The organism is Rhodobacter sp. Har01 (assembly GCF_020564565.1).
Taxonomy (GTDB): domain Bacteria; phylum Pseudomonadota; class Alphaproteobacteria; order Rhodobacterales; family Rhodobacteraceae; genus Pseudogemmobacter.
The window spans coordinates 48,903-69,571 of record NZ_JAJCTD010000007.1; the positions used below are offsets into that span (position 1 = coordinate 48,903).

General features: G+C 66.5%; 22 protein-coding genes. 13 read left to right on the forward strand and 9 right to left on the reverse strand.

The features are described from left to right. Position 1 precedes the first annotated feature (1 nt). Both choW and choX read right to left on the reverse strand, forming a co-directional pair. Entirely contained in the window at positions 2-832 is an 831-nt protein-coding gene (gene choW / locus LHP98_RS16370) for a choline ABC transporter permease subunit (protein WP_227253630.1), read from the reverse strand. Between the two features lie 81 nt (positions 833-913). Then, positions 914-1,843: a choline ABC transporter substrate-binding protein gene (gene choX / locus LHP98_RS16375; protein ID WP_227253631.1), complete on the reverse strand. Its 930-nt coding sequence runs from the start codon at positions 1,841-1,843 to the stop codon at positions 914-916. Between the two features lie 85 nt (positions 1,844-1,928). Between choX and betI the strand changes: the two genes are divergently transcribed. The 3 genes from betI to LHP98_RS16390 all read left to right on the forward strand — a co-directional run bounded on the left by betI (position 1,929) and on the right by LHP98_RS16390 (position 4,576). Further along, positions 1,929-2,510 carry a transcriptional regulator BetI gene (betI, locus tag LHP98_RS16380; protein ID WP_227253632.1) on the forward strand — a complete coding sequence of 194 codons (582 nt, stop codon included), beginning with the start codon at positions 1,929-1,931 and terminating at the stop codon, positions 2,508-2,510. Positions 2,511-2,616: 106 nt separating this feature from the next. Then, on the forward strand, positions 2,617-4,266 hold the full coding sequence (gene betA, locus LHP98_RS16385) for a choline dehydrogenase (protein ID WP_227253633.1): 1,650 nt from the start codon (positions 2,617-2,619) through the stop codon (positions 4,264-4,266). A 70-nt stretch (positions 4,267-4,336) separates the two neighbouring features. Then, positions 4,337-4,576 (forward strand): YdcH family protein, encoded by a 240-nt coding sequence (locus tag LHP98_RS16390; RefSeq protein WP_227253634.1) that lies wholly within the window; start codon positions 4,337-4,339, stop codon positions 4,574-4,576. A gap of 4 nt (positions 4,577-4,580) precedes the next feature. Here the strand turns inward: LHP98_RS16390 and LHP98_RS16395 are convergent, their stop codons facing one another. The 3 genes from LHP98_RS16395 to LHP98_RS16405 are packed head-to-tail and all read right to left on the reverse strand — an operon-like array spanning position 4,581 to position 7,640. Next, complete coding sequence (locus tag LHP98_RS16395) at positions 4,581-5,978, reverse strand: helix-turn-helix domain-containing protein (RefSeq protein ID WP_227253635.1); 1,398 nt, start codon at positions 5,976-5,978, stop codon at positions 4,581-4,583. A 49-nt stretch (positions 5,979-6,027) separates the two neighbouring features. Then, complete coding sequence (locus LHP98_RS16400) at positions 6,028-7,245, reverse strand: Bcr/CflA family efflux MFS transporter (protein WP_227253636.1); 1,218 nt, start codon at positions 7,243-7,245, stop codon at positions 6,028-6,030. Between the two features lie 41 nt (positions 7,246-7,286). Continuing rightward, positions 7,287-7,640 carry a DMT family protein gene (locus tag LHP98_RS16405; RefSeq protein WP_227253637.1) on the reverse strand — a complete coding sequence of 118 codons (354 nt, stop codon included), beginning with the start codon at positions 7,638-7,640 and terminating at the stop codon, positions 7,287-7,289. Between the two features lie 177 nt (positions 7,641-7,817). Here LHP98_RS16405 and LHP98_RS16410 point away from each other — a divergent pair, with 177 nt between their 5' ends. The 8 genes from LHP98_RS16410 (at position 7,818) to LHP98_RS16440 (ending at position 13,992) form a co-directional block, all read left to right on the forward strand. Beyond that, positions 7,818-9,350 (forward strand): acyl-CoA carboxylase subunit beta, encoded by a 1,533-nt coding sequence (locus LHP98_RS16410; protein WP_227253638.1) that lies wholly within the window; start codon positions 7,818-7,820, stop codon positions 9,348-9,350. A gap of 7 nt (positions 9,351-9,357) precedes the next feature. After that, on the forward strand, positions 9,358-9,768 hold the full coding sequence (locus tag LHP98_RS16415) for a DUF6497 family protein (protein WP_227253639.1): 411 nt from the start codon (positions 9,358-9,360) through the stop codon (positions 9,766-9,768). 211 nt (positions 9,769-9,979) lie between these two features. Next, complete coding sequence (locus LHP98_RS16420; RefSeq protein ID WP_227253640.1) at positions 9,980-10,120, forward strand: hypothetical protein; 141 nt, start codon at positions 9,980-9,982, stop codon at positions 10,118-10,120. Between the two features lie 159 nt (positions 10,121-10,279). Further along, entirely contained in the window at positions 10,280-10,405 is a 126-nt protein-coding gene (locus tag LHP98_RS19525; protein WP_264473828.1) for a hypothetical protein, read from the forward strand. Between the two features lie 159 nt (positions 10,406-10,564). Further along, the gene (locus tag LHP98_RS16425) at positions 10,565-10,876 is read left to right on the forward strand and encodes a hypothetical protein (RefSeq protein ID WP_227253641.1); all 312 of its coding nucleotides are present in this window, start codon (positions 10,565-10,567) and stop codon (positions 10,874-10,876) included. Between the two features lie 42 nt (positions 10,877-10,918). Continuing rightward, on the forward strand, positions 10,919-11,314 hold the full coding sequence (locus LHP98_RS16430; RefSeq protein WP_227253642.1) for a hypothetical protein: 396 nt from the start codon (positions 10,919-10,921) through the stop codon (positions 11,312-11,314). Positions 11,315-11,639: 325 nt separating this feature from the next. After that, complete coding sequence (locus LHP98_RS16435; RefSeq protein ID WP_227253643.1) at positions 11,640-11,858, forward strand: hypothetical protein; 219 nt, start codon at positions 11,640-11,642, stop codon at positions 11,856-11,858. Positions 11,859-11,988: 130 nt separating this feature from the next. Beyond that, positions 11,989-13,992 (forward strand): acetyl/propionyl/methylcrotonyl-CoA carboxylase subunit alpha, encoded by a 2,004-nt coding sequence (locus LHP98_RS16440; RefSeq protein ID WP_227253644.1) that lies wholly within the window; start codon positions 11,989-11,991, stop codon positions 13,990-13,992. A gap of 52 nt (positions 13,993-14,044) precedes the next feature. Here LHP98_RS16440 and LHP98_RS16445 read toward each other — a convergent pair whose 3' ends face one another. Further along, positions 14,045-14,506 (reverse strand): DUF4174 domain-containing protein, encoded by a 462-nt coding sequence (locus tag LHP98_RS16445; protein ID WP_227253645.1) that lies wholly within the window; start codon positions 14,504-14,506, stop codon positions 14,045-14,047. A gap of 80 nt (positions 14,507-14,586) precedes the next feature. Here LHP98_RS16445 and scpA point away from each other — a divergent pair, with 80 nt between their 5' ends. Continuing rightward, positions 14,587-16,713 (forward strand): methylmalonyl-CoA mutase, encoded by a 2,127-nt coding sequence (gene scpA, locus LHP98_RS16450; protein ID WP_227253646.1) that lies wholly within the window; start codon positions 14,587-14,589, stop codon positions 16,711-16,713. 281 nt (positions 16,714-16,994) lie between these two features. After that, the gene (gene kdgD, locus LHP98_RS16455; protein WP_227253647.1) at positions 16,995-17,900 is read left to right on the forward strand and encodes a 5-dehydro-4-deoxyglucarate dehydratase; all 906 of its coding nucleotides are present in this window, start codon (positions 16,995-16,997) and stop codon (positions 17,898-17,900) included. Positions 17,901-18,189: 289 nt separating this feature from the next. On the opposite strand, the gene LHP98_RS16460 is transcribed toward kdgD, so the two are convergent. From LHP98_RS16460 to LHP98_RS16470, 3 genes are all read right to left on the reverse strand, one after another. Next, complete coding sequence (locus LHP98_RS16460; protein WP_227253648.1) at positions 18,190-19,149, reverse strand: NAD(P)-dependent oxidoreductase; 960 nt, start codon at positions 19,147-19,149, stop codon at positions 18,190-18,192. Continuing rightward, positions 19,146-20,039 carry a dihydrodipicolinate synthase family protein gene (locus LHP98_RS16465; protein ID WP_227253649.1) on the reverse strand — a complete coding sequence of 298 codons (894 nt, stop codon included), beginning with the start codon at positions 20,037-20,039 and terminating at the stop codon, positions 19,146-19,148. The genes LHP98_RS16460 and LHP98_RS16465 overlap by 4 nt, the downstream gene beginning before the upstream one ends. Positions 20,040-20,167: 128 nt before the next feature. Beyond that, positions 20,168-20,608 (reverse strand): LysR family transcriptional regulator, encoded by a 441-nt coding sequence (locus tag LHP98_RS16470; protein WP_227253650.1) that lies wholly within the window; start codon positions 20,606-20,608, stop codon positions 20,168-20,170. Between the last annotated feature and the right edge of the window lie 61 nt (positions 20,609-20,669).

Here is a 20,669-nt window from a genome sequence, read left to right on the forward strand (position 1 = left end):
GTCATTTCGTGACCCTCAGCATCCGGTCCAGCAGGATCGCCAGCGCCACGATCACCGTGCCCGCCTCGAAGCCCTGGTCGGGCCGCACGCGGTTCAGCGCCTCGACCACCGGCACGCCAAGGCCGGCCGCGCCGACCCAGGCCGAGATCACCACCATCGACAAGGACAGCATGATGGTCTGGTTGAGGCCCGCCATGATCTGCGGAAAGGCATAAGGCAGCTCGACCTTCCACAGCACCTGGCGCGGCGTGGCGCCAAAGGCGGTGGCGGCTTCCAGAAGGGCGGTGGGGGTGGTGGACACGCCCAGATGGGTGAGGCGGATCGAGGTCGGCACCACGAAGATGATCGAGGCGAAAAGCGCCGGCACCACGCCGATGCCGAAGAGGATGACGAAGGGAATGAGGTAGACCGGCGCGGGCAGGGTCTGCATCAGGTCAAGCACCGGCTGCATCGCCTGGTAAAGCCGGGGCCGGTGGGCGGCGGCCACGCCGATGGGCACCCCCAGCACCATGCAGATGATGCAGACAAAGGCCACCAGGCCCAGGGTTTCGGTGGTCTTGTCCCAGTAGCCCTGGTTGATGATGAACAGGAACCCGAGCGCAACGATCACCACTGGCTGCCAGCGCCGTTGGATCACCCAAGTCAGCGCCATGAAGGCCGCCACGACGACCAGCGCGGGGGGCCATTGCAGCAGCGAGATCAGCGCCTCGATGGCGTTTTCGGTGGCGTCGCCAAAGGCCTTGAAGGTGGGCTTGAAGTTCAGCTTCAGCCAGTCGAAGACGATCTTCGCCGTCACGCCGACCGGAATCTGCCATGCGGTCAGAAACTCCATCCGTTCCCCCCGAAACGCGTCCCCTCGCCGGATAGGAAAAGGCCCCGAAGACTTGCGCCTCGGGGCCGGTTCGTCAACCGATCACTGCAGCGCGGCAGTGACGGCGGCCTTGGCATCGCCGCCGTCCTTGGTGGTGACGCCGTCCAGCCAGGCTTCCCAGGCGGCGGGGTTCGCCGCCAGCCAGGCCTTGGCGGCATCGCGCGGATCTGTGCCGTCGTTCAGGATGGCGCCCATGATCTCGTTTTCCATGGCCAGCGAGAAGCCAAGGTTCTGCAGGAACTTGCCGGTGTTGGGGCATTCCGCGACATAGCCGGCGCGGGTGTTGGTCGCCACGATGGCGCCGCCCAGGTTCGGGCCGAAGTAGTCATCGCCGCCGGTGAGGTAGGTCATCTTGAAGTTGGCGTTCATCGGGTGGGGTTCCCAGCCGAGGAAGACGATCGGCTTGGCCTCGGCGTCCTTGTTGGCCACCTCGGCCAGCATCCCCTGTTCGCTGCTTTCGACGATCTCGAAGCCGTCAAGGCCGAAGGGGCCGGAGGCGATCATGTCGGTGATCAGGCGGTTGCCGTCATTGCCCGGCTCGATGCCGTAGATCTTGCCTTCCAGCGCGTCCTTCTGGGTCGCGATGTCCTTGAAATCCTTGATGCCAAGCGCGGCGCCGGCTTCGTTGACGGCCAGGGTGTACTTGGCGCCTTCCAGGTTGGTGCGCACGGTGTCGACGGTCTTGGCGTCGCGATAGGGGGCGATGTCGGCTTCCATCGTGGGCATCCAGTTGCCGAGGAACACGTCGATGTCGCCTTCGGCGAGGCCGGTATAGGTGACCGGCACGGCAAGAACCTTGGTCTCGGTCTCATACCCCAGCGCTTCCAGAACCAGCGTGGTGGCGGCGGTGGTGGCGGTGATGTCGGTCCAGCCGACATCCGAGAAGATGATCTTGTCGCAGCCTTCGGCGAAGGCGCTGCCGGCCAGCGCGAAGGTGACGGCGGTGGTGAGAAGGGTCGAACGGACGGACATGGAAGCTCCCCGGGTTTTTGTTGATTGACGAGTCAATAAACTTCGTGCTTCGTCCGCCTGACAAGAGAAAAGTTGAGCGAACGATATGCCGAAGCTTGGAATGGAGCCTATCCGCAAGGCGGCGCTGGTAAAAGCCACGATTGTCGAGATCGGGCGCACCGGGTCGCTGGACGTGACGGTCAGCCAGATCGCCAAGCGGGCAGGCATGTCGCCGGCGCTGGCGCATCACTACTTCGGGTCCAAGGAAGACATGTTCCTGGCGGCGATGCGCCACATCCTGACCTTGTATGGCGCCGAGGTGCGGGGGGCGCTGGCGGCGGCCGACAGCGGCCCCGAGGGGCGGGTGCGGGCGATTCTGCGGGCGTCGTTCTCGGCCGGGAACTTTCGGCGCGAGGCGGTAGGGGCCTGGCTGAACTTCTGGGTGCTGGCGCAGACGGTGCCGCAGGCGCGGCGGCTGCTGGCAGTGTATCAGGGGCGGCTGCGGTCGAACCTGGTGAGTGCCTTGCGGCCGCTGGCCGGTGACCGGGCGGCGGGCATTGCCGAGGGCCTGGGGGCGCTGATCGACGGGCTGTATCTGCGCGAGGTGCTGAAGTCCGGCGCGCCGGACGGGGCGGCGGCGGTGGCGACGGCGCTGGCGTTCCTTGAGGCAGAGTTGCGGCGGGACTAGCGGCCGCAAGGGAATCAAGGGAGGGACCGCGCCCCAAAACGCTGTTCGCGCTCTGGGGCACTGCGTGGCGACAGGTGGACATCGGGACAGGACGAGACGGCAGACGATGCATGCGGATTACGTGATCGTGGGGGCGGGGTCGGCGGGTTGTGCGCTGGCCTATCGGCTGGCCGAGGCCGGGCGCCGGGTGGTGGTGATCGAGTTCGGCGGCAGCGACGCCGGGCCGTTCATCCAGATGCCGGGCGCCCTGAGCTACCCCATGAACATGCCGCGCTACGACTGGGGCTTCCAGTCGGAACCCGAGCCGCACCTGAACGGGCGCCGGCTGGCGACGCCGCGCGGCAAGGTGATCGGCGGGTCGTCCTCGGTGAACGGCATGGTCTATGTGCGCGGCCATGCCCGCGATTTCGACACCTGGGCCGAGATGGGGGCCACCGGCTGGGGCTATGCCGACGTGCTGCCCTATTTTAAGCGGATGGAACATGCGCATGGCGCCTCTGGCCCCGAGTTTCGGGGCGGCAAGGGGCCGCTGCACGTGACGCGGGGGCCGCGGCACATTCCCTTGTTCGATGCCTTCATCGAAGCGGGGCGGCAGGCGGGCTATCCGGTGACGGAAGATTACAACGGTCGCCAGCAGGAAGGCTTCGGCCCGATGGAGGCGACGATCTGGCGCGGCCGGCGGTGGTCGGCGGCGAATGCCTATCTGCGCCCGGCGATGGCCGGCGGGAACGTGCATCTGGTGCGGGGCCTGGCCCGCAAGGTGGTGATCGAGAACGGCCGGGCGGTGGGGGTCGAGGTCGACGCGCAGGGCGGCGTGCAGGTCATCCGCGCCAAGCGCGAGGTGATCCTTGCGGCCTCGTCCATCAACTCGCCCAAGCTGTTGATGCTGTCGGGGATCGGGCCGGGGGCGCATCTGGCCGAGCACGGCATCGAGGTCTTGGCGGACCGGCCGGGGGTGGGGGCAAACCTGCACGACCACCTGGAAATCTACATGCAGTTTGCCTCATCGAAGCCAGTCACCCTATTCAAGTACTGGAACCTGTGGGGAAAGATCTGGGTTGGCGCGCAGTGGCTGGCCTTGCGGCGGGGCGTGGGCACGTCGAACCAGTTCGAGGCTTGCGGTTTCATCCGCTCGAAGGCCGGGGTGGAATATCCCGACATCCAGTATCACTTCCTGCCTTTGGCGGTGCGCTACGATGGCCGGTCGGCCGCCGGGGGGCACGGGTTTCAGGCGCATGTCGGGCCGATGCGGTCGAAGTCGCGCGGGGCAGTGACGCTGCGGTCAGCCGACCCCGAGGCGCCGCCGGTGATCCGGTTCAACTACATGTCCACCCCCGAGGACTGGCAGGATTTCCGCGCCTGCGTGCGGCTCACGCGCGAAATCTTCGCGCAATCGGCGATGGAGGGGTTTGTTCGGGGTGAAATTCAACCGGGGCCGGCGGTGCAGACCGACGACGAGATCGACGGCTTTGTCCGCGAGCATGTGGAAAGCGCCTATCATCCTTGCGGGACGTGCAAGATGGGGCGGGCGGATGACCCGATGGCGGTGGTCGATCCGGAGGCCCGCGTGATCGGGGTCGATGCCCTGCGGGTGGTTGACAGTTCGATCTTCCCGCAGGTGACGAACGGCAACCTGAACGCGCCGTCGATCATGGTGGGCGAAAAGGCGGCAGACCACATCCTGGGCCGCCCGATGTTGCCCGCAAGCAACCTTGAGCCCTGGATCAACCCCGCCTGGCGCGAAAGCCAGCGCTAGGTTGACCCCGGTCAAGGCAAAGGCCAGAAGCGCCGTTCAGGTTTGGCTTTGAAGAAACAAGGAGAACGCCATGTCCAACACCCCGCACACGTTGCAGGAAGAGTTTCCCGCCGAGGCGGACCGGATAACCGCACTGAAGGCCTCGGACGCACATTTCGCCAAGATGCTGGAAGAATATGACATGGTGAACGACCAGGTTCACCGGGCCGAGACCCGCATCGACACCGTGACCGAAGAGCATGAGGAAGCCCTGCGCCGTCAGCGCATGCGGCTGAAGGATGCGATCTGGGCGGCGATCCGCAAGGTCTGATCTCTCAGCCGGCGATTTCGTAAGGCAGCAGGTCCCGCCGGTCTGGATTGACGCGCAAGCGTCGTTCCAGCGGCGGGACCGATCTTTGATGGCAGGTCGGGCGTTCGCAGATGCGGCACGAGATGCCGATGGGTTCGAACCTTCCCTTCAGGTCAAGGCCGTCGGAATAGACCAGGTCGGGGGCGTGCTGCACCTCGCACCCCAGGCCAATGGCATAGCGGCGGACGGGGGCGAGGTATGCACCGCCCGGTTTCGACACATCGCGCGACAGGCACAGATAGCGCACGCCGTCAGGGGTTTCGGCCAGTTGGCGCTGGAAATGGCCCGGCGTTTCAAAGGCGCGGTGGACGTTCCACAAGGGGCAGGCGCCGCCGAATCGGGCGAATTGCAGGCGGGTGGCGCTGTGGCGCTTGGTGATGGTGCCGGCCTGATCGACGCGGACAAAGAAGAACGGAATGCCTTTGGCGCCGGGGCGTTGCAAGGTGGACAGCCGGTGCGCCACCTGCTCGATGCTGGCGCCGAACAGGTCGGCCAAGCGTTCGAGGTCGTGGCGGGTGTCCTTTGCGGCCTGCAGGAAGGCGCGGTAGGGCAGAAGGGCGGCACCGGCGAAATAGTTGGCCAGGCCGATCTTGGCGATTTCGCGCGCTTCCGGCGTGGAAAAGCGGGCGAGGTCGAGGGTGGCATCCAGCAGGTCATTGTGGGCGATCAGGGCAACCTGATGCAGCAGTTGGAACCGCTGCGTTGCGGTCGAGGCCCGGGCCGAGATCTCCAGCCGGCGGGTGGCGGGGTCATAGCGGCGAATGCCGGTATTGTCGCAGAACTGCAAGCTGACGCCAAGACGGCGGAACAGCTCTTCTGCCAGAATTCGCGGGTCTTTTCTTGTGCCTGCGGGCATCGCGAAATGTTCCGCCGCCCGGTCCACGGCATCAATGTAATTATCGCAATAGTGAAAGAAGTCGCGGACCTCTTCCCAGGGGCTGGGCTTCAGGCTGGCGTCTTCCCGGCCCAAAGCCTCGTCCAGTGAGGCCAGGCGTTCGTGGGTTTGCCGGTAGGCGCGGTGCAGGTCCAGGAAGGCGCGGGCCAGCGCCGGGGCGTTCGACGCCGCCAGCCGCAGGTCGGCAAGCGGCGGGCTTGCGGAAGTGAAGACCGGGTCGGCCAGCGCCTCGCGCATGTCACTGACAAGGCGTTCGCTTTCGCCCACGGTCAGTTCGGTGACGTCCAGCCCGAATTCCTGCGCCAGGGCCAGCACCACGGCGGCCGAGACGGGCCGGTGGTTGTTCTCCATCTGGTTGAGATAGGGCAGGGACACGCCCAGCTTGTCGGCAAAGGCCTTTTGCGTCAGGCCAAGGCGACCGCGGATCTCGCGCAGCTTGACGCCGGCGTAAAGCTTCTGGCTGGGCATGGGACACCTTCCTTTGCAAAGCCACGCATGGCTTTGCAAAGCGGATCGGTCAAGCGGAAAGGCCCAGGGCCCGCGCGCGGCGCATCACCGCAAGGATGGCGAAGACGCTGCCGATCGAAGACGCCAGCATCAGCAGGATCAGTGGCATCTCGGTTGCGCCGGGCGGCAGCAGCACGCCCGCCAGCGCGGCAAGGCCGGCGCCGCCGCCGATCATGATCGCGCCGCCCAGACCCGAGGCGGTGCCCGCAACCTCGGGCCGGACGGACAGGATGCCGGCGTTGGCGTTGGGCAGGCTGACGCCGTTGCCCACGCCCATCGCCATCATCAGGGTGAAGAAAACCCCGGGGCCGGACAGGCCGGCGAGGGTAAGGACCAGCAGCACCACAAGGCCGGCGGTGGTGATCAGCGCGCCCGCCAGCACCATGCGGTTCATTCCCACCCGCACCGACCAGCGCCCGGCAATGTAGTTGCCGGCCATATAGCCCACCGCCGTCAGCGCAAACAGCGCCCCGATCGCCGAGGAGGACAGGCCGTAAACCTCGGTTCCGACATAGGGCGCGCCGCCGAGGTAGGCGAAGAAGCATCCCGAGGCGAGGCCCGCCGACAGGCAATATCCCCAGAACCGGCGCGAGGTCAGCAGGACGGGATAGTGCCGCAACTGATCGCGCACCGAGACCGGGCGGAGGCTGGCGGTCTCGCCCAGGTCGGTGATGATCAGCCACAGCACGGCGGCGCCCAGCACCAGCAGCAGCGCGAAGTTGGCCTGCCAGCCAAAGGCCTCATCCAGCACGCCGCCGATCACCGGGCCGATCATCGGCACCACCGACATGCCCATGGTGACATAGCCGATCATGCTGGCGGCCTGGGCGTCGCTGACCATGTCCCGCACGATGGCGCGCGACAGGACCATGCCGGACGCGACCACGGCCTGTGCCATGCGGCAGGCCAGGAAGACGGTGGCGTTGGGGGCAAGAAGGGTGCCGAGAGTGGCCAACAGGAACAGCATGAAGGACCAGATCAGCACCCGGCGGCGGCCATAGCGGTCACTGAGCGGACCGATGACGATCTGCAGCGCAGCGGAAAGGGCCAGGTACAGTGCGACGGATTGCTGCATCACGCCATAGGGCACGCCGAAAAACGCGGCCATGCCGGGCAGCGAGGGCAGGAAGATGTTCATCGTCAGCGCCGACAGGCCGGCGATCAGGACCAGCGTCACCAGATGCGGCGGCGTCGTGCGGTCAAGGAAACGGGCGGGTGACGGGGACATTCGACAGGGCTACGGGCGCTCAGTCGGCTTGTCCATGGCTCTCACGTCCATTTGTGGAAGATGAAGAAAGCGCCAAGCGCGATCAGGCCATAGCCGACAAGCTGGTTCCAGGTCAGTGGTTCCTTCAGGTAGAAATAGGAAAACACGGCAAAGACCGACAAGGTTATGACCTCCTGGATGGTCTTCAGTTCAGCTGCGTTGAAGACCGCGTGACCGTAGCGGTTGGCCGGCACCATCAGGCAATACTCGAAGAAGGCGATGCCCCAGGAGACCAGAACGACCGTCGGCAGCGAGGTGGTCTTGAACTTGAGGTGGCCATACCAGGCGAAGGTCATGAAAACGTTCGATGCGATCAACAGGCCGATGGTCAGGGCGGCGATGGGAATCTGGGGCATGGCTGTCTCCGGTCCGTTGCGGCCAGATAGCGCGGCGGCGGGCGGCGGGCGAGTGCTTTGCGGATTTGCAATTCGCCAGGCCGCCTTGGTCGATGTTATGCAAATTTACGATCTTCCGCTTGTGGCGCTCCGTGCACCCGCTATGGTCGCGCAAATTTTCCGGGGGGAGAGCGACCCATGAAAGATATCCTGGCCGAACTCGAGGCGCGGCGTGACCGGGCCCGGGCGGGCGGCGGCGAGCGGCGCGTCGAGGCGCAGCACAGCAAGGGCAAGCTGACCGCGCGCGAGCGGATCGAGCTCTTGCTGGACGAGGGGTCGTTCGAGGAATTCGACATGTTCGTCGCCCACCGCTGCGTGGACTTCGGCATGCAGGAAGACCGCCCCGCCGGCGACGGCGTGGTGACCGGCTGGGGCACCATCAACGGCCGCATGGTCTATGTCTTCAGCCAGGATTTCACCGTGTTCGGCGGGTCGCTGTCGGAAACCCACGCGCAGAAGATCTGCAAGATCATGGACATGGCGATGCAGAACGGCGCGCCGGTGATCGGGTTGAACGATTCGGGCGGGGCGCGCATCCAGGAAGGCGTGGCGTCGCTGGCCGGCTATGCCGAGGTGTTCCAGCGCAACATCATGGCGTCCGGCGTGGTGCCGCAGATCAGCGTGATCATGGGGCCTTGTGCGGGCGGGGCAGTCTATTCGCCCGCCATGACCGACTTCATCTTCATGGTGAAGGATTCCAGCTATATGTTCGTGACTGGCCCGGATGTGGTGAAGACGGTGACGAACGAGCATGTCACCGCCGAGGAACTGGGCGGGGCTTCGACGCATACGCGGAAGTCTTCGGTGGCCGATGGCGCGTTTGAAAACGACGTCGAGGCGCTGGCCGAGATCCGCCGGCTGTTCGACTTCCTGCCCTTGAACAACCGCGAAAAGGCGCCCGTCCGGCCGTTCTTCGATGATCCGCAGCGGGTGGAGCCCAGTCTGGACACGCTGATCCCGGACAACCCGAACCAGCCCTACGACATGAAGGAGCTGATCGCGAAGATCGCCGACGAGGGCGATTTCTTCGAGATCCAGCGCGATTTCGCCGGCAACATCGTCACCGGCTTCATCCGCATCGAGGGCCAGACCACCGGCGTGGTGGCGAACCAGCCGATGGTGCTGGCGGGCTGCCTGGACATCGATTCCAGCCGCAAGGCGGCGCGGTTCGTGCGGTTCTGCGATGCCTTCGAGATCCCGATCCTGACGCTGGTGGACGTGCCGGGCTTCCTGCCCGGGACGAGCCAGGAATACGGCGGCGTCATCAAGCACGGCGCGAAGCTGCTGTTCGCCTATGGCGAGGCGACGGTGCCGAAGGTGACGGTGATCACCCGCAAGGCCTATGGCGGGGCCTATGACGTGATGGCGTCCAAGCACCTGCGCGGCGATTTCAACTATGCCTGGCCCACGGCGGAAATCGCGGTGATGGGGGCAAAGGGCGCGGTCGAGATCCTATATCGCAGCGAATTGGGCGACCGCGACAAGATCGCCGCGCGCACCAAGGACTATGAGGACCGCTTCGCCAACCCCTTCGTGGCGGCCGAAAAGGGCTTCATCGACGAGGTGATCCGGCCGCATTCGACCCGCCGCCGGGTGGCGCGGGCGTTCGCCAGCTTGCGCGGCAAACGGGTTGAGAACCCTTGGAAAAAGCACGACAACATTCCGCTCTGAGGCCCCGATGCCCGCTCTTCGCCGCCTGACTGCTGCCCTTGCCGCCGGCCTGCTGCTGGCGGCCGGCGCTTGCGACCAGGGCGCACCCGCGGCGGGCGAGACGGTCAAGGTGCCCTCGGGGCGCGTAGTGCAGGTGCTGGACGTGATCACCGACACCCGCGGCACCAACGGCGCGGCGGCCCGGTTCCGCTTTGTCGTGCCCGACCTGAAGGCCAGTGAGGACTGGTCGGCCGACATGCAGGCATTGTGCGACAGCTATGCACTGCCGCTGACCAAGGGCATGGTGCCCGCCCCGCAGCAGATCGTCATTGCCCTTGCCGACCGCGCAGTGCCCTTCGGCGAGGCGGCGCCCGAAGCGGTGCAGTTCTTCGAATCCTATGCCATCCAGAGCGGGTCCTGCATTTGGGAGATGTTCTGAAGATGGCACTACATCTTGTTGAATCGGTGGGGATTTGTGGCCTTCCTGATGTAAGCGAGTCACAGCTTGGCACATTGGCCGGGCCAGAATGTCCTTTGGACCCGGATTGGGCTAAGGTTGCCGCAGGCCGTGCCCAAGCGGCCGTTACCTCGCAGCGGGGTTGTGCGGGTATGTCGCCCGCCCTGACCCCCAAGAAAGAAGGAAGTAGAGCATGTCGAGCATCACCCGTATCGTTCTTGCCCTGGCCCTGGCCGGCTTCGCAGCCGCTTGCGCCCCGAAGGCCGAAGAGGAAGTCGTCTACGTCGACGAACCCGTCACGGTCGAACCGACCTACACCGGCAAGTACAAGTAAGCTTCGGGGGCGGGCCAATTGGGCCGCAACGGCCCGGCCCGCCCTTCTTCTGTGCGGCACGCCGCGAAAAGCCGCCGCCCTCTCCGCATACCTGTTTGCGTCCGGTGCCTTGCCCCCCTATGGTGGCCGCGCATCCGATGATTCAGACTGGAGGTTGACATGCGGACCACTGCCCTTATCGCCATGCTGGCGCTTGCCACTGTTGCGGCCTGCTCGAAGCCCGCTCCGGCCCCCGAGCCTGAGCCGATCAGCGTCGAGCCGACCTACACCGGCAAATACAAGTAACCAGCGTCAGCGGTCCGGCCGGTCCCCGGCCGGACCCGCACGCGGCGGTTGTGTCACGCTCTGGCGACAGTCCGCGTCCCTTCGTGCTCTAGAGGTTGAGTTGTGCCTCGGACGCGCCTACAACCATCTTGCAGAGACCGGTCTCGCAAGGAGGAACCAATGCGTATCTCGGCTTACCTGGCCCTCGGGGTCGTCACCGCTGCGGTTCTTGCAGCTTGTGCGCCCAAGGCACCGCCGCCCATCATGCCCGAACCCGTCTACGACAAGTATGGCAATGCCATTGTCACGGGCCAGTGCCGTGATGGTCGGCAGACCTATGCCAGGGACAGTGCCTACAACAACCTGCCGATCTGCGAAGACAGCTGCGAGCCGGGCTACACCACCACGGCGGCCTACGATCAGTGCGTCCCGATCGAACGTGGCGACGATCAGCCCCGCAATCCGCAATCGCCGATCGCCGGTCAGGGCTGACCCGAGCCTTAGCCGGGCCGCCGCCGCTGCGGGGGCCCGGCCATGCTGAAGCATCGCGGCTTTCCCGGCCGGTTGCCGGGCACGGATTTCCAGTTCACCATCCGGCGGGCCAACCAGAAGGAAGGCCCGACACGGATAATTCGGCGTGAGCGGTTCAAGGACCGCAAGCATGCCGACCGCTTGGCCGACCAGGCCTTCATGTCCGCCCTGTGGTCACATTTCGGCGATGAACCGTTCGAACGCGGCAACCTGGACGCCGGTCGCCTGTCCTGGCTGATCGGGCGCGAGGTGGTGCCGGCCGAAGACCCCTTCGATCCCTGTTCCTACGAGGCGCTCCTGCGCATCGACCTGGCGCGTGCACAGGCGTCCTTCCCCGAGGTCTTCGCGCCGGACGCACCCGTCCCGGATTGGGCCGACGACGAGGACGACCCGGCATGATTCCGCGCAAGCATTTGACATTCCGGCATGTTCTTGCGCAACCAAGGGGTGAGCCCCACTTCGCGTTTGCGTCGACTCGGCGGTCTCGACACTCTGGTCCTGCGGGTTCAGGCCGGCCCTGGCCTACCCCGTTCAGTCAAGCTTGTTGCCTTTCCCCTTCCCTTCGGTCCGGCCCTCCCCAGGCCGGACCGAGCTTTGTTTGCCGCAGCCGTGCGCCGGGGCAGACCGGGGCCGCCCACCGGCCGGGGCGCGAAAACCGCTTCCTTTCCGGTTGGTTTGCGCTAGAATCCAACGCAATAACAACCAACAAACGAGGCAGTCTTCCATGCGCAAGTCGCTTATCCTTTTCGTCCTTTTCACCGCTCCGCTTGCCGGCTGCATGCAGGACCCGGCGTCCCGCGGCCTTGCTGGCGCAACGGCCGGCGTGGTCTTGGCCGACGCGACCGACAGCAACGTGCTTACCGGCGCGATCATCGGCGGTCTGGCCGGTGCGGCCTCCTGCGGCATCGAACTGGGCCTGCCGCCCTGCCAGCCGCGCTACTGATCTAGGCCCCGCCTTCGGGCGGGAGACATCTGAAATCCACGGGGTCGCCCGGGCCAACCGCCCGGCCGGCCCCGTCTTGCATTTTCGCCCGCCGCATGACTTGCGGCCCCGGGCCGACTGAGGGGGAACCATGTTCAAGAAGATCCTGATCGCCAACCGGGGCGAGATCGCCTGCCGCGTCATCAAGACGGCGCGCAAGATGGGCATCAAGACGGTGGCGGTCTATTCCGACGCTGACCGCAACGCCTTGCACGTCAAGATGGCGGACGAGGCGGTGCATATCGGGCCGCCCCCCGCAGCACAAAGCTACATCGTGATCGACAGGATCATGGAGGCGGTCAAGGCGACGGGCGCCGAGGCGGTGCATCCCGGCTATGGTTTCCTGAGCGAGAACCGCGCCTTCGCAGCGGCGCTTGAGGCGGCGGGCGTGGTCTTCATCGGGCCGCCCAGCCCGGCGATCGAAGCCATGGGCGACAAGATCACCTCGAAGAAGCTAGCGATGGAGGCGGGGGTTTCCACGGTTCCCGGTTACATGGGCCTGATCGCCGATGCCGATGAGGCGGTGAAGATCTCGGGCCAGATCGGCTATCCGGTGATGATCAAGGCCTCGGCCGGCGGCGGCGGCAAGGGGATGCGGATCGCCTGGACCGAGGGCGAGGTGAAGGAGGGCTTCGAGTCGTCGAAGAACGAGGCGGCGGCCAGCTTCGGCGACGATCGCATCTTCATCGAGAAGTTCGTCACCCAGCCGCGCCACATCGAGATTCAGGTGCTGGCCGACAAGCACGGCAATTGCGTCTACCTGCAAGAACGCGAATGCAGCATCCAGCGCCGCAACCAGAAGGTGATCGAAGAGGCCCCCTCGCCGTTCCTGGACGAAGCCACCCGCAAGGCGATGGGCGAGCAGGCCTGCGCCTTGGCCAAGGCGGTGGGTTACACATCGGCCGGCACAGTGGAATTCATCGTCGACGGGCAGCGGAATTTCTACTTCCTCGAGATGAACACCCGGTTGCAGGTGGAACACCCCGTGACCGAGCTGATCACCGGCATCGATCTGGTGGAACAGATGATCCGTGTCGCCGCCGGGGAACCCCTGCCGTTCAAGCAGTCGGACCTCAAGATCAACGGCTGGGCGATGGAAAGCCGGCTGTACGCCGAGGACCCGTACCGGAACTTCCTGCCCTCGATCGGCCGGCTGACCCGCTACCGGCCCCCGGTGGAAGGCCCGACCGACGGCGGCGGCATCGTGCGCAACGACACCGGCGTGTTCGAAGGCGGCGAAATCAGCATGTTCTACGACCCGATGATCGCCAAGCTGTGCACATGGGGCAAGGATCGCGCCCACGCCATTCAGGAGATGCGGCTGGCGCTGGACACATTCGAGGTGGAAGGCATCGGCCACAACCTGCCCTTCGTGGGCGCGGTAATGGACCATCCGCGGTTCGTGTCGGGCAACATCACCACCGCCTTCATCGCCGAGGAATACCCCGACGGGTTCCAGGGTGCCACGCTGGACGGCGACACCCTGCGCAAGGTCGCGGCGTCGGCGGCGGCGATGAACCGCGTCGCCGAGATCCGGCGCACGCGAATCTCGGGCACCATGGACAACCACACCCGCCGGGTGGGCGACGAGTGGATGGTCAGCCTGGGCGGCACGGTGATCCCGGTCACCATCCGGGCCGACCATGAAGGATCGACCGTGCATTTCGAGGACGGATCGTCCCTGCGGGTGGAAAGCGAGTGGACCCCGGGCCAGCCTTTGGCGCGGCTGACGGTCGGGCCGACCGAGATGGCGATCAAGGTGGGCAAGATTCCGATGGGCTTCCGGATGCGGCTGCGCGGCGCCGACCTGAAGGTGCACGTCCGCACCCCGCGCCAGCACGCGCTGGCCGGGCTGATGCTGGAAAAGCTGCCGCCGGATACGTCGAAATACCTGCTGTGCCCGATGCCAGGTCTGGTGGTGAAGATCGCCGTGGCCGAAGGCGACGAGGTGCAGGAAGGCCAGGCGCTGGCCACCGTCGAGGCGATGAAGATGGAAAACATCCTCAAGGCCGAGCGCAAGGGCGTGGTCAAGGCGATCCGCGCCAGCGCCGGCGCCAGCCTGCGGGTGGACGATGTGATCATGGAGTTCGAATGACCGCCACTGCTGCGACGGGCCGCTGCCGGACCAGGGGGCAGAACGGGGGGCGCTACCGCCCCGCCGGATACTTCTCCAGCGCCTCCGAGCGGGCGATGGGCATCTTGTCGATCGAGTTGATGACCTCTCGCCCGTCCCAAGGTAGGGGCTTGCGGAGGGCGGATTTCCAGTCCTTGTCCATCAGCACCAGGGAAAACCCGCGCGGCCGCAGCTTGCGGCGCAACTCGGACGGGGCGGCGGGATCGGTGTCGGTGATCAGGATCACGTCACGGGCCTGAAGCTGGGGGTAGTAGCGGGCCAGAAGCTCCATCTGGCGGATGAAGGCAGGGTCGTTCGGGCTGTCGGCAAAGACGATGACCGGGCGGCGCAGATAGACGAGTTCGGCCTCCACCACCTCGGACGAGGGGACGGGGGCGAACGGGTTCGCCTCGCCCGGGGCGGCGGTCTGGGCGTGAACGGCAAGCGGCGCGAGGGCCGCGAGGAACAGGACGGAACGGCGGTCAAGGCGGATCATGCCCATGGATATAGGGCAGGCTGCGGAAAACCCCAAGCGGCGCGGACGCGGTTCGCGGCGGCACAGGAACGGAGAGACGAATGGCGGACGTGAAGGCATGGGAGGCATTGGCCTCGAAGGAACTGAAGGGCGCAAGCCCGTCAACCCTGGACTGGCAGACGCTGGAAGGCATCACCGTCAAGCCGCTGTACACGGCGGAGGATGTGGCGGGCCTGCCGCAGATGGGCGAATTGCCGGGCGTGGCGCCGTTCACCCGCGGGGTGCGGGCCACGATGTATGCCGGGCGGCCCTGGACCATTCGCCAGTACGCGGGGTTTTCCACCGCCGAGGAATCGAATTCCTTCTATCGCAAGGCGCTGCTGGCCGGGCAGCAGGGCGTGTCGGTCGCCTTCGACCTGGCCACCCACCGCGGCTATGACAGCGACCACCCGCGTGTGGTGGGCGATGTCGGCAAGGCCGGCGTGGCGATCGACAGCGTCGAAGACATGAAGGTGCTGTTCGACGGCATCCCCTTGGAAAAGATCAGCGTTTCCATGACGATGAACGGCGCGGTGATCCCGATCCTGGCGAATTTCATCGTGACGGGCGAGGAACAGGGTGTGCCGCGGGCCGACCTGTCGGGGACCATCCAGAACGACATCCTCAAGGAGTTCATGGTCCGCAACACCTACATCTACCCGCCCGAGCCTTCGATGCGGATCATCGCGGACATCATCGAATACACCTCGGCCGAAATGCCCAAGTTCAACTCGATCTCGATTTCCGGCTACCACATGCAGGAAGCCGGCGCGAACCTGGTGCAGGAGCTGGCCTATACGCTGGCGGACGGGCGGGAATACGTCCGCGCCGCCATCGCCCGCGGCATGAACGTCGATGATTTCGCCGGGCGGCTGTCGTTCTTCTTCGCCATCGGCATGAATTTCTTCATGGAGGCGGCCAAGCTGCGGGCGGCGCGGATGCTGTGGCACCGCATCATGACCGACTTCGGCGCCAAGAAATCCGGCAGCCTGATGCTGCGCACCCATTGCCAGACCAGCGGCGTCAGCCTGCAGGAGGCTGACCCCTACAACAACGTCATCCGCACCGCCTATGAGGCGATGGCGGCGGCGCTGGGCGGCACGCAGTCCCTGCACACCAACGCCTTGGATGAAGCGATCGCGCTGCCGACCGAATTCAGCGCCCGGATCGCCCGCAACACCCAGCTGATCCTGCAAGAGGAAACCGGCATCACCCATGTCGTCGATCCTCTGGCCGGCAGCTACTACGTGGAAAGCCTGACCAGCGAACTGGCCGAGAAGGCCTGGGCGCTGATCGAGGAGGTCGAGGCGATGGGCGGCATGACCAAGGCGGTGGCCTCGGGCATGCCCAAGCTGCGCATCGAGGAAACCGCCGCGCGGCGGCAGGCGATGATCGACCGCGGCGAAGAGGTGATCGTCGGCGTCAACAAGTACCGCAAGGCCAGCGAGGATGCGATCGACATCCTGGACATCGACAACGTCGCGGTGCGCGAGGCCCAGGTGGCGCGGCTGAAGCTGACGCGGGCAGCGCGCAACGATGCGGCTTGCGCGGCGGCGCTGGCCGAACTGACCCGGCGCGCCGCGGAGGGTGGCAATCTTCTGGAGGCGGCGGTCGATGCCGCGCGGGCACGGGCAACGGTGGGGGAGATCAGCGACGCGATGGAAAAGGTGTTCGGCCGCCATCGGGCGGAAGTGAAGACCCTCGCCGGTGTCTATGGTGCGGCCTATGAGGGCGACCAGGGCTTTGCCCAGATCCAGCAGGACGTGGAAAGCTTCGCCGAGGCCGAAGGGCGGCGGCCGCGGATGCTGGTGGTGAAGATGGGGCAGGACGGGCATGACCGCGGCGCCAAGGTCATCGCCACCGCCTTTGCCGACATCGGCTTTGACGTCGATGTGGGGCCCTTGTTCCAGACCCCGGAAGAGGCCGCGCAGGACGCGGTGGACAATGACGTGCACGTCGTCGGCATCTCCAGCCAGGCGGCGGGGCACAAGACGCTGGCGCCCAAGCTGATTCAGGCGCTGCGCGACAAGGGCGCCGGCGACATTCTGGTGATCTGCGGCGGCGTCATTCCGCAGCAGGACTATGAGTTCCTGAAAGGGGCCGGTGTGAAGGCGATCTTCGGGCCGGGAACCAACATCCCCGCGGCCGCAAAGGAAATCCTTGATCTGATCCGCGCCGCAAGGGGCTGAGGATCGGGCTGGTCGCGCCGGCGCAATCGCCAGGGCGACCAACCCGGACTCATCCTTGCCGGACCCGCATACCGTTCCTTCCGCGGTCCAGAGACCGCGCCGCCCCGAGACGTCGGCGACGGTGTTTCGGCTTGACCGATCCTGCCTGGCCCCCGTCGCAGTGGTCTGGCCAAGGGAATACGCGTTTGCCGATGGGATCAAACGGCAGGGCGGGGGCAAGCAGTTTGACTTCGGTCCATGCTATATACTAATATATCAACAGATCTGTCAGGAGGCGGCAAATGCAACCCCAGCACCTTCAAGGCCTGCTTGGCTCTGGTCTGTTGTCCTTTCCGGTGACTCATTTCGACACCGAGGGCCGGTTTGCCCCCGACAGTTACCAGCGCCATGTCGGCTGGCTGGAGGGTTTTGCCGCGCCGGTGCTGTTCGTGGCAGGCGGAACCGGCGAGTTCTTCTCGCTGGCGCCTGGCGAGGTGCCGGTTGTGGTGCGGGCGGCAAAGGAGGCGGCGGGCAAGACGGCCATCGTTTCGGGTTGCGGCTATGGCACGGAACTGGCGGTCGAGATCGCGCGTGCGGCAGAGGCCGCGGGGGCGGACGGGCTGCTGCTCTTGCCGCCATACCTGATCGACGCGCCACAAGAGGGGCTTTACACCCATGTCCGGCGCGTTTGCCAGTCGGTCGGAATCGGGGTCATGGTCTACAACCGCGACAACGCGGTGGTGCAGCCCGACACGCTGGCACGGCTTTGCGAGGACTGCCCGAACCTGATCGGGTTCAAGGACGGCACCGGCGACATCGGCCAGGTGCGCCAGGTCACGGCCAGGATGGGTGACCGGCTGATGTATCTGGGCGGAATGCCGACGGCGGAACTGATCGCCGAAGCCTACTTGGGCGCCGGCGTCACCACCTATTCCAGCGCGGTGTTCAACTTCGTTCCGGCCTTGGCGAACGCGTTCTACGGCGCGCTGCTTGGCGGTGACCGGGCAAGTTGCGCGCGGCTGCTGAACGACTTCTTCTATCCCTTCATGGCGATCCGCAACCGCCGCAAGGGCTATGCCGTCGCCGCCATCAAGGCAGGCGTCCGGTTGCAGGGCTTTGCCGCTGGCAAGGTGCGACCGCCATTGGTGGACTTGACGGCAGAGGAAGAGGCAATGCTGGAAGCGCTGATCGCGCCATGGAAGCGATAGGCCAGGGGCAACGGCAGCGACAGCGGCAGGGGCATGCCCGGACGTTCGGCCGGTTCGGACCAGAACGGCTTGATCACGAACAAGGCTCGACGCCCTCGGCCAGCCCCGGCTCAGCCCCTTGACCTTCAGCGCCATGCCCGATCCCTCTTGCCCGTGGTGCAGTTCGCCGCTCGGCAACGGCGCGCCGCCACGGGCCGGGGCGGCGAGGGCGTGGCTGGAGGCGCCATGGGCGGTCGTCAGCCAGCCCGCCGGACAAAGCCGCGCAGGACGGGGACGGCGTGGCGCGGGGTCATCGACGGGCCTCGAAGGCGGCGGGGTTGACGGTGCGGACGGGGCGGCCACCCGCCAACAGAGTGGCGATGTCGTCCAGGATCATGTGGCCCATGCGCTTCAGCGCCCCGGAGGTATCGCCCCCGGCATGCGGCGAGAAGATCACCTTCGGACTGGCAAAGATCGGATGGCTGCGGTCGGGCGGTTCCACCGTGTAGGCGTCGATGGCAGCGCCGGACAGGTGGCCGGCGGTCAGCGCGGCGTGCAGGGCGTCCAGATCCAGCACCTCGCCCCGAGCCAGGTTCAGGATCGTGGCGCCCGGCTTCATCCGCGCCAGTTCGGCAGTGCCGATCAGGCCGGCGGTCGAGGGGCCTCCGAAGACATGCAGGCTGACGTGGTCCGACTGCGCCAGCAGGTCGGGCATCGGCAAGAGGGGCACGCCCATCGCGGCGGCCTGAGCGGGGTCGGCGAAAGGGTCGCAGGCGAGAACGCGCAGCCCCAGTGCGGCGGCTTTTGCGGCCAGGGTGCTGCCGATGACGCCGAAGCCGATGATGCCCAGGGTGGCGCCTTCGACCTCGCGGCCGATGCGGCGGTCCCAGCCGCCCTGGGTGATCGTACTGTGCCCCGCGATCAGGTTGCGTGACAGCGCGAAGATCTGTGCCAGCGCCAGTTCGGCCACGGCGACCGCATTGGCGCCGGGGGTGTTGGTGACCGGCACATTGCGCGCAGTGCAGGCGTCAAGGTCGATGGTATCGAGGCCGACGCCGTGTTTCAGTACGCCGCGCAAGCGGGGGGCAGCCGCCAGGGTCGCAGTGGTAACTGCGGGCAGCCCGGCCACCAGGAATTCGGTTTTCATCAGGTGGGCGGAAAGGTCGTCTGCGGTGCAGCGGATCAGCGTCCAACCCAGCCCGGCCAGCCTGTCGGGCAGATCGCCGGCGCGGCCAAAGGCGGGCGAGGTGGTAACCAGCGTGACGCTCATCCTGCGGCTTTCAGGACGGCGGCGATGCGGGCGGTCTGGCTGTCGCTCAGCGGCCAGGCGGCGGGCGGCCGGGCGGGGCCGCAGTCGATTCCCTGCAACCGCAGCGCGGTCTTGACGCCACTGACGTTGGCGCCGCCCATCTCCTCGGCGCGGACGTCCTCGAAGGCGCGCATTCCGGCGATCAGGCGGCGCGCCTCGGCGTAGTCTTGCGCCTCCAGCGCGGCATGGATGGCGACCGACCGCGCCGGCCAGACGTTGATCAGCCCCGAGGTGAAGCCGCGCGCGCCCACGGCGCACAGCGCGGGCGCCCAGACTTCGGCCAGCCCGCCGACCCAGATCAGGCGCGGGTCGCTGGCCGCCACGGCCTCGGCCAGCTTCAGCGGGTTCGGCGTGGCCCATTTCACGCCGACGACCTGGGGGATTTCGGACAGCGCGGCAAAGGCGGCGGGGCCGACGGCATCGTTGCGAATATACAGCACCAGCGGCAGGCCCTCTGCGGCCTCGGCCACCCGGCGGGCATAGTCGACGGTGCCGCGGGGCGAGACGAAGGGATCTGGCGGCTGATGCATCATCACCGCGGCACAGCCGGCACGGGCCGAGGCGCGGGCCAGACGGCAGGCCTCTGCCACCGACCGCCCGGCGCCGCCGACCAGCGGCACGCGGCCGGCGACCAGATCGGCAGTGGCGGCGACCATGTGCAGCGCCTCTTCCAGGGCCAGGCTGTAGAACTCGCCGGTGTTTCCGTTCGAGACCAGGATGTGCACGCCCGCCGCGACGGCGCGGTCGATCACCGGGGCCAGCCGGCCCGGGGCGATGCAGTCGCCGTCGTCGAACGGGGTGACAAGGATGCCCGAGATGCCGGTCAGGGCGGCGGTGAAGCTTGCGGTCATGGCGGTCTCCCTTTCAATCATGGCTCGCCGGGCGGAGCGGTCGCGTTCAATACCAAGGTTGGAGGGCATGATAGCCGCAGTGTATCAATCCCCCGTCAGCACCTCGGCCACCAACTGGGCAAAGCGGATCAGCAGCAGCGAGGGGTCTTTCGGTCGAATGGCCAGCACGAAGGGCTCGGACCAGACCCGGCGCAAACAGCAGGCTGGGGCTGCAGCCGGGCAGGCGGGGTGATGCCCAGTTCCAGACTGCCGGCCATCAGCCCCTTGGCCTGGTCGTGGGTCTTCATCTCGCACAGGGTCAGCGCCAGGTCGGGCATCCGCTCGCGTGCGGCCAGCACGATGCGGCGGATCACCTCAAGCATGGCCGGGGGGGCAAAGCCCAGCACCAGCGCACCGCTTTCGCCACGTTCGGTCTGGCCGGCGAACAGGGCGTGCTCCAGCAGGCTGATGTGGCGCGACAAGGGCAGCTGCGAGATGTTCAGTCGTCGCGCGGCCCGGCGAAAGCCCAGGTCTTCCGTCACCGCCACGAAATGGCGCAGCTGGTTCAGCTCGAACGGAGTGGCGGTCATCCGGCTGCCTCCTGTCGCTTGTCATTCCGAGGCGGGAATGTAAACCTGTGCGCGGCGATAG

Coding starts and splice junctions, on each gene's coding strand:
- choW (WP_227253630.1), bottom strand. CDS start 832: ATGGAGTTTCTGACCGCATGGCAGATTCCGGTCGGCGTGACGGCGAAG.
- choX (WP_227253631.1), bottom strand. CDS start 1,843: ATGTCCGTCCGTTCGACCCTTCTCACCACCGCCGTCACCTTCGCGCTG.
- betI (WP_227253632.1), top strand. CDS start 1,929: ATGCCGAAGCTTGGAATGGAGCCTATCCGCAAGGCGGCGCTGGTAAAA.
- betA (WP_227253633.1), top strand. CDS start 2,617: ATGCATGCGGATTACGTGATCGTGGGGGCGGGGTCGGCGGGTTGTGCG.
- LHP98_RS16390 (WP_227253634.1), top strand. CDS start 4,337: ATGTCCAACACCCCGCACACGTTGCAGGAAGAGTTTCCCGCCGAGGCG.
- LHP98_RS16395 (WP_227253635.1), bottom strand. CDS start 5,978: ATGCCCAGCCAGAAGCTTTACGCCGGCGTCAAGCTGCGCGAGATCCGC.
- LHP98_RS16400 (WP_227253636.1), bottom strand. CDS start 7,245: ATGTCCCCGTCACCCGCCCGTTTCCTTGACCGCACGACGCCGCCGCAT.
- LHP98_RS16405 (WP_227253637.1), bottom strand. CDS start 7,640: ATGCCCCAGATTCCCATCGCCGCCCTGACCATCGGCCTGTTGATCGCA.
- LHP98_RS16410 (WP_227253638.1), top strand. CDS start 7,818: ATGAAAGATATCCTGGCCGAACTCGAGGCGCGGCGTGACCGGGCCCGG.
- LHP98_RS16415 (WP_227253639.1), top strand. CDS start 9,358: ATGCCCGCTCTTCGCCGCCTGACTGCTGCCCTTGCCGCCGGCCTGCTG.
- LHP98_RS16420 (WP_227253640.1), top strand. CDS start 9,980: ATGTCGAGCATCACCCGTATCGTTCTTGCCCTGGCCCTGGCCGGCTTC.
- LHP98_RS19525 (WP_264473828.1), top strand. CDS start 10,280: ATGCGGACCACTGCCCTTATCGCCATGCTGGCGCTTGCCACTGTTGCG.
- LHP98_RS16425 (WP_227253641.1), top strand. CDS start 10,565: ATGCGTATCTCGGCTTACCTGGCCCTCGGGGTCGTCACCGCTGCGGTT.
- LHP98_RS16430 (WP_227253642.1), top strand. CDS start 10,919: ATGCTGAAGCATCGCGGCTTTCCCGGCCGGTTGCCGGGCACGGATTTC.
- LHP98_RS16435 (WP_227253643.1), top strand. CDS start 11,640: ATGCGCAAGTCGCTTATCCTTTTCGTCCTTTTCACCGCTCCGCTTGCC.
- LHP98_RS16440 (WP_227253644.1), top strand. CDS start 11,989: ATGTTCAAGAAGATCCTGATCGCCAACCGGGGCGAGATCGCCTGCCGC.
- LHP98_RS16445 (WP_227253645.1), bottom strand. CDS start 14,506: ATGATCCGCCTTGACCGCCGTTCCGTCCTGTTCCTCGCGGCCCTCGCG.
- scpA (WP_227253646.1), top strand. CDS start 14,587: ATGGCGGACGTGAAGGCATGGGAGGCATTGGCCTCGAAGGAACTGAAG.
- kdgD (WP_227253647.1), top strand. CDS start 16,995: ATGCAACCCCAGCACCTTCAAGGCCTGCTTGGCTCTGGTCTGTTGTCC.
- LHP98_RS16460 (WP_227253648.1), bottom strand. CDS start 19,149: ATGAGCGTCACGCTGGTTACCACCTCGCCCGCCTTTGGCCGCGCCGGC.
- LHP98_RS16465 (WP_227253649.1), bottom strand. CDS start 20,039: ATGACCGCAAGCTTCACCGCCGCCCTGACCGGCATCTCGGGCATCCTT.
- LHP98_RS16470 (WP_227253650.1), bottom strand. CDS start 20,608: ATGACCGCCACTCCGTTCGAGCTGAACCAGCTGCGCCATTTCGTGGCG.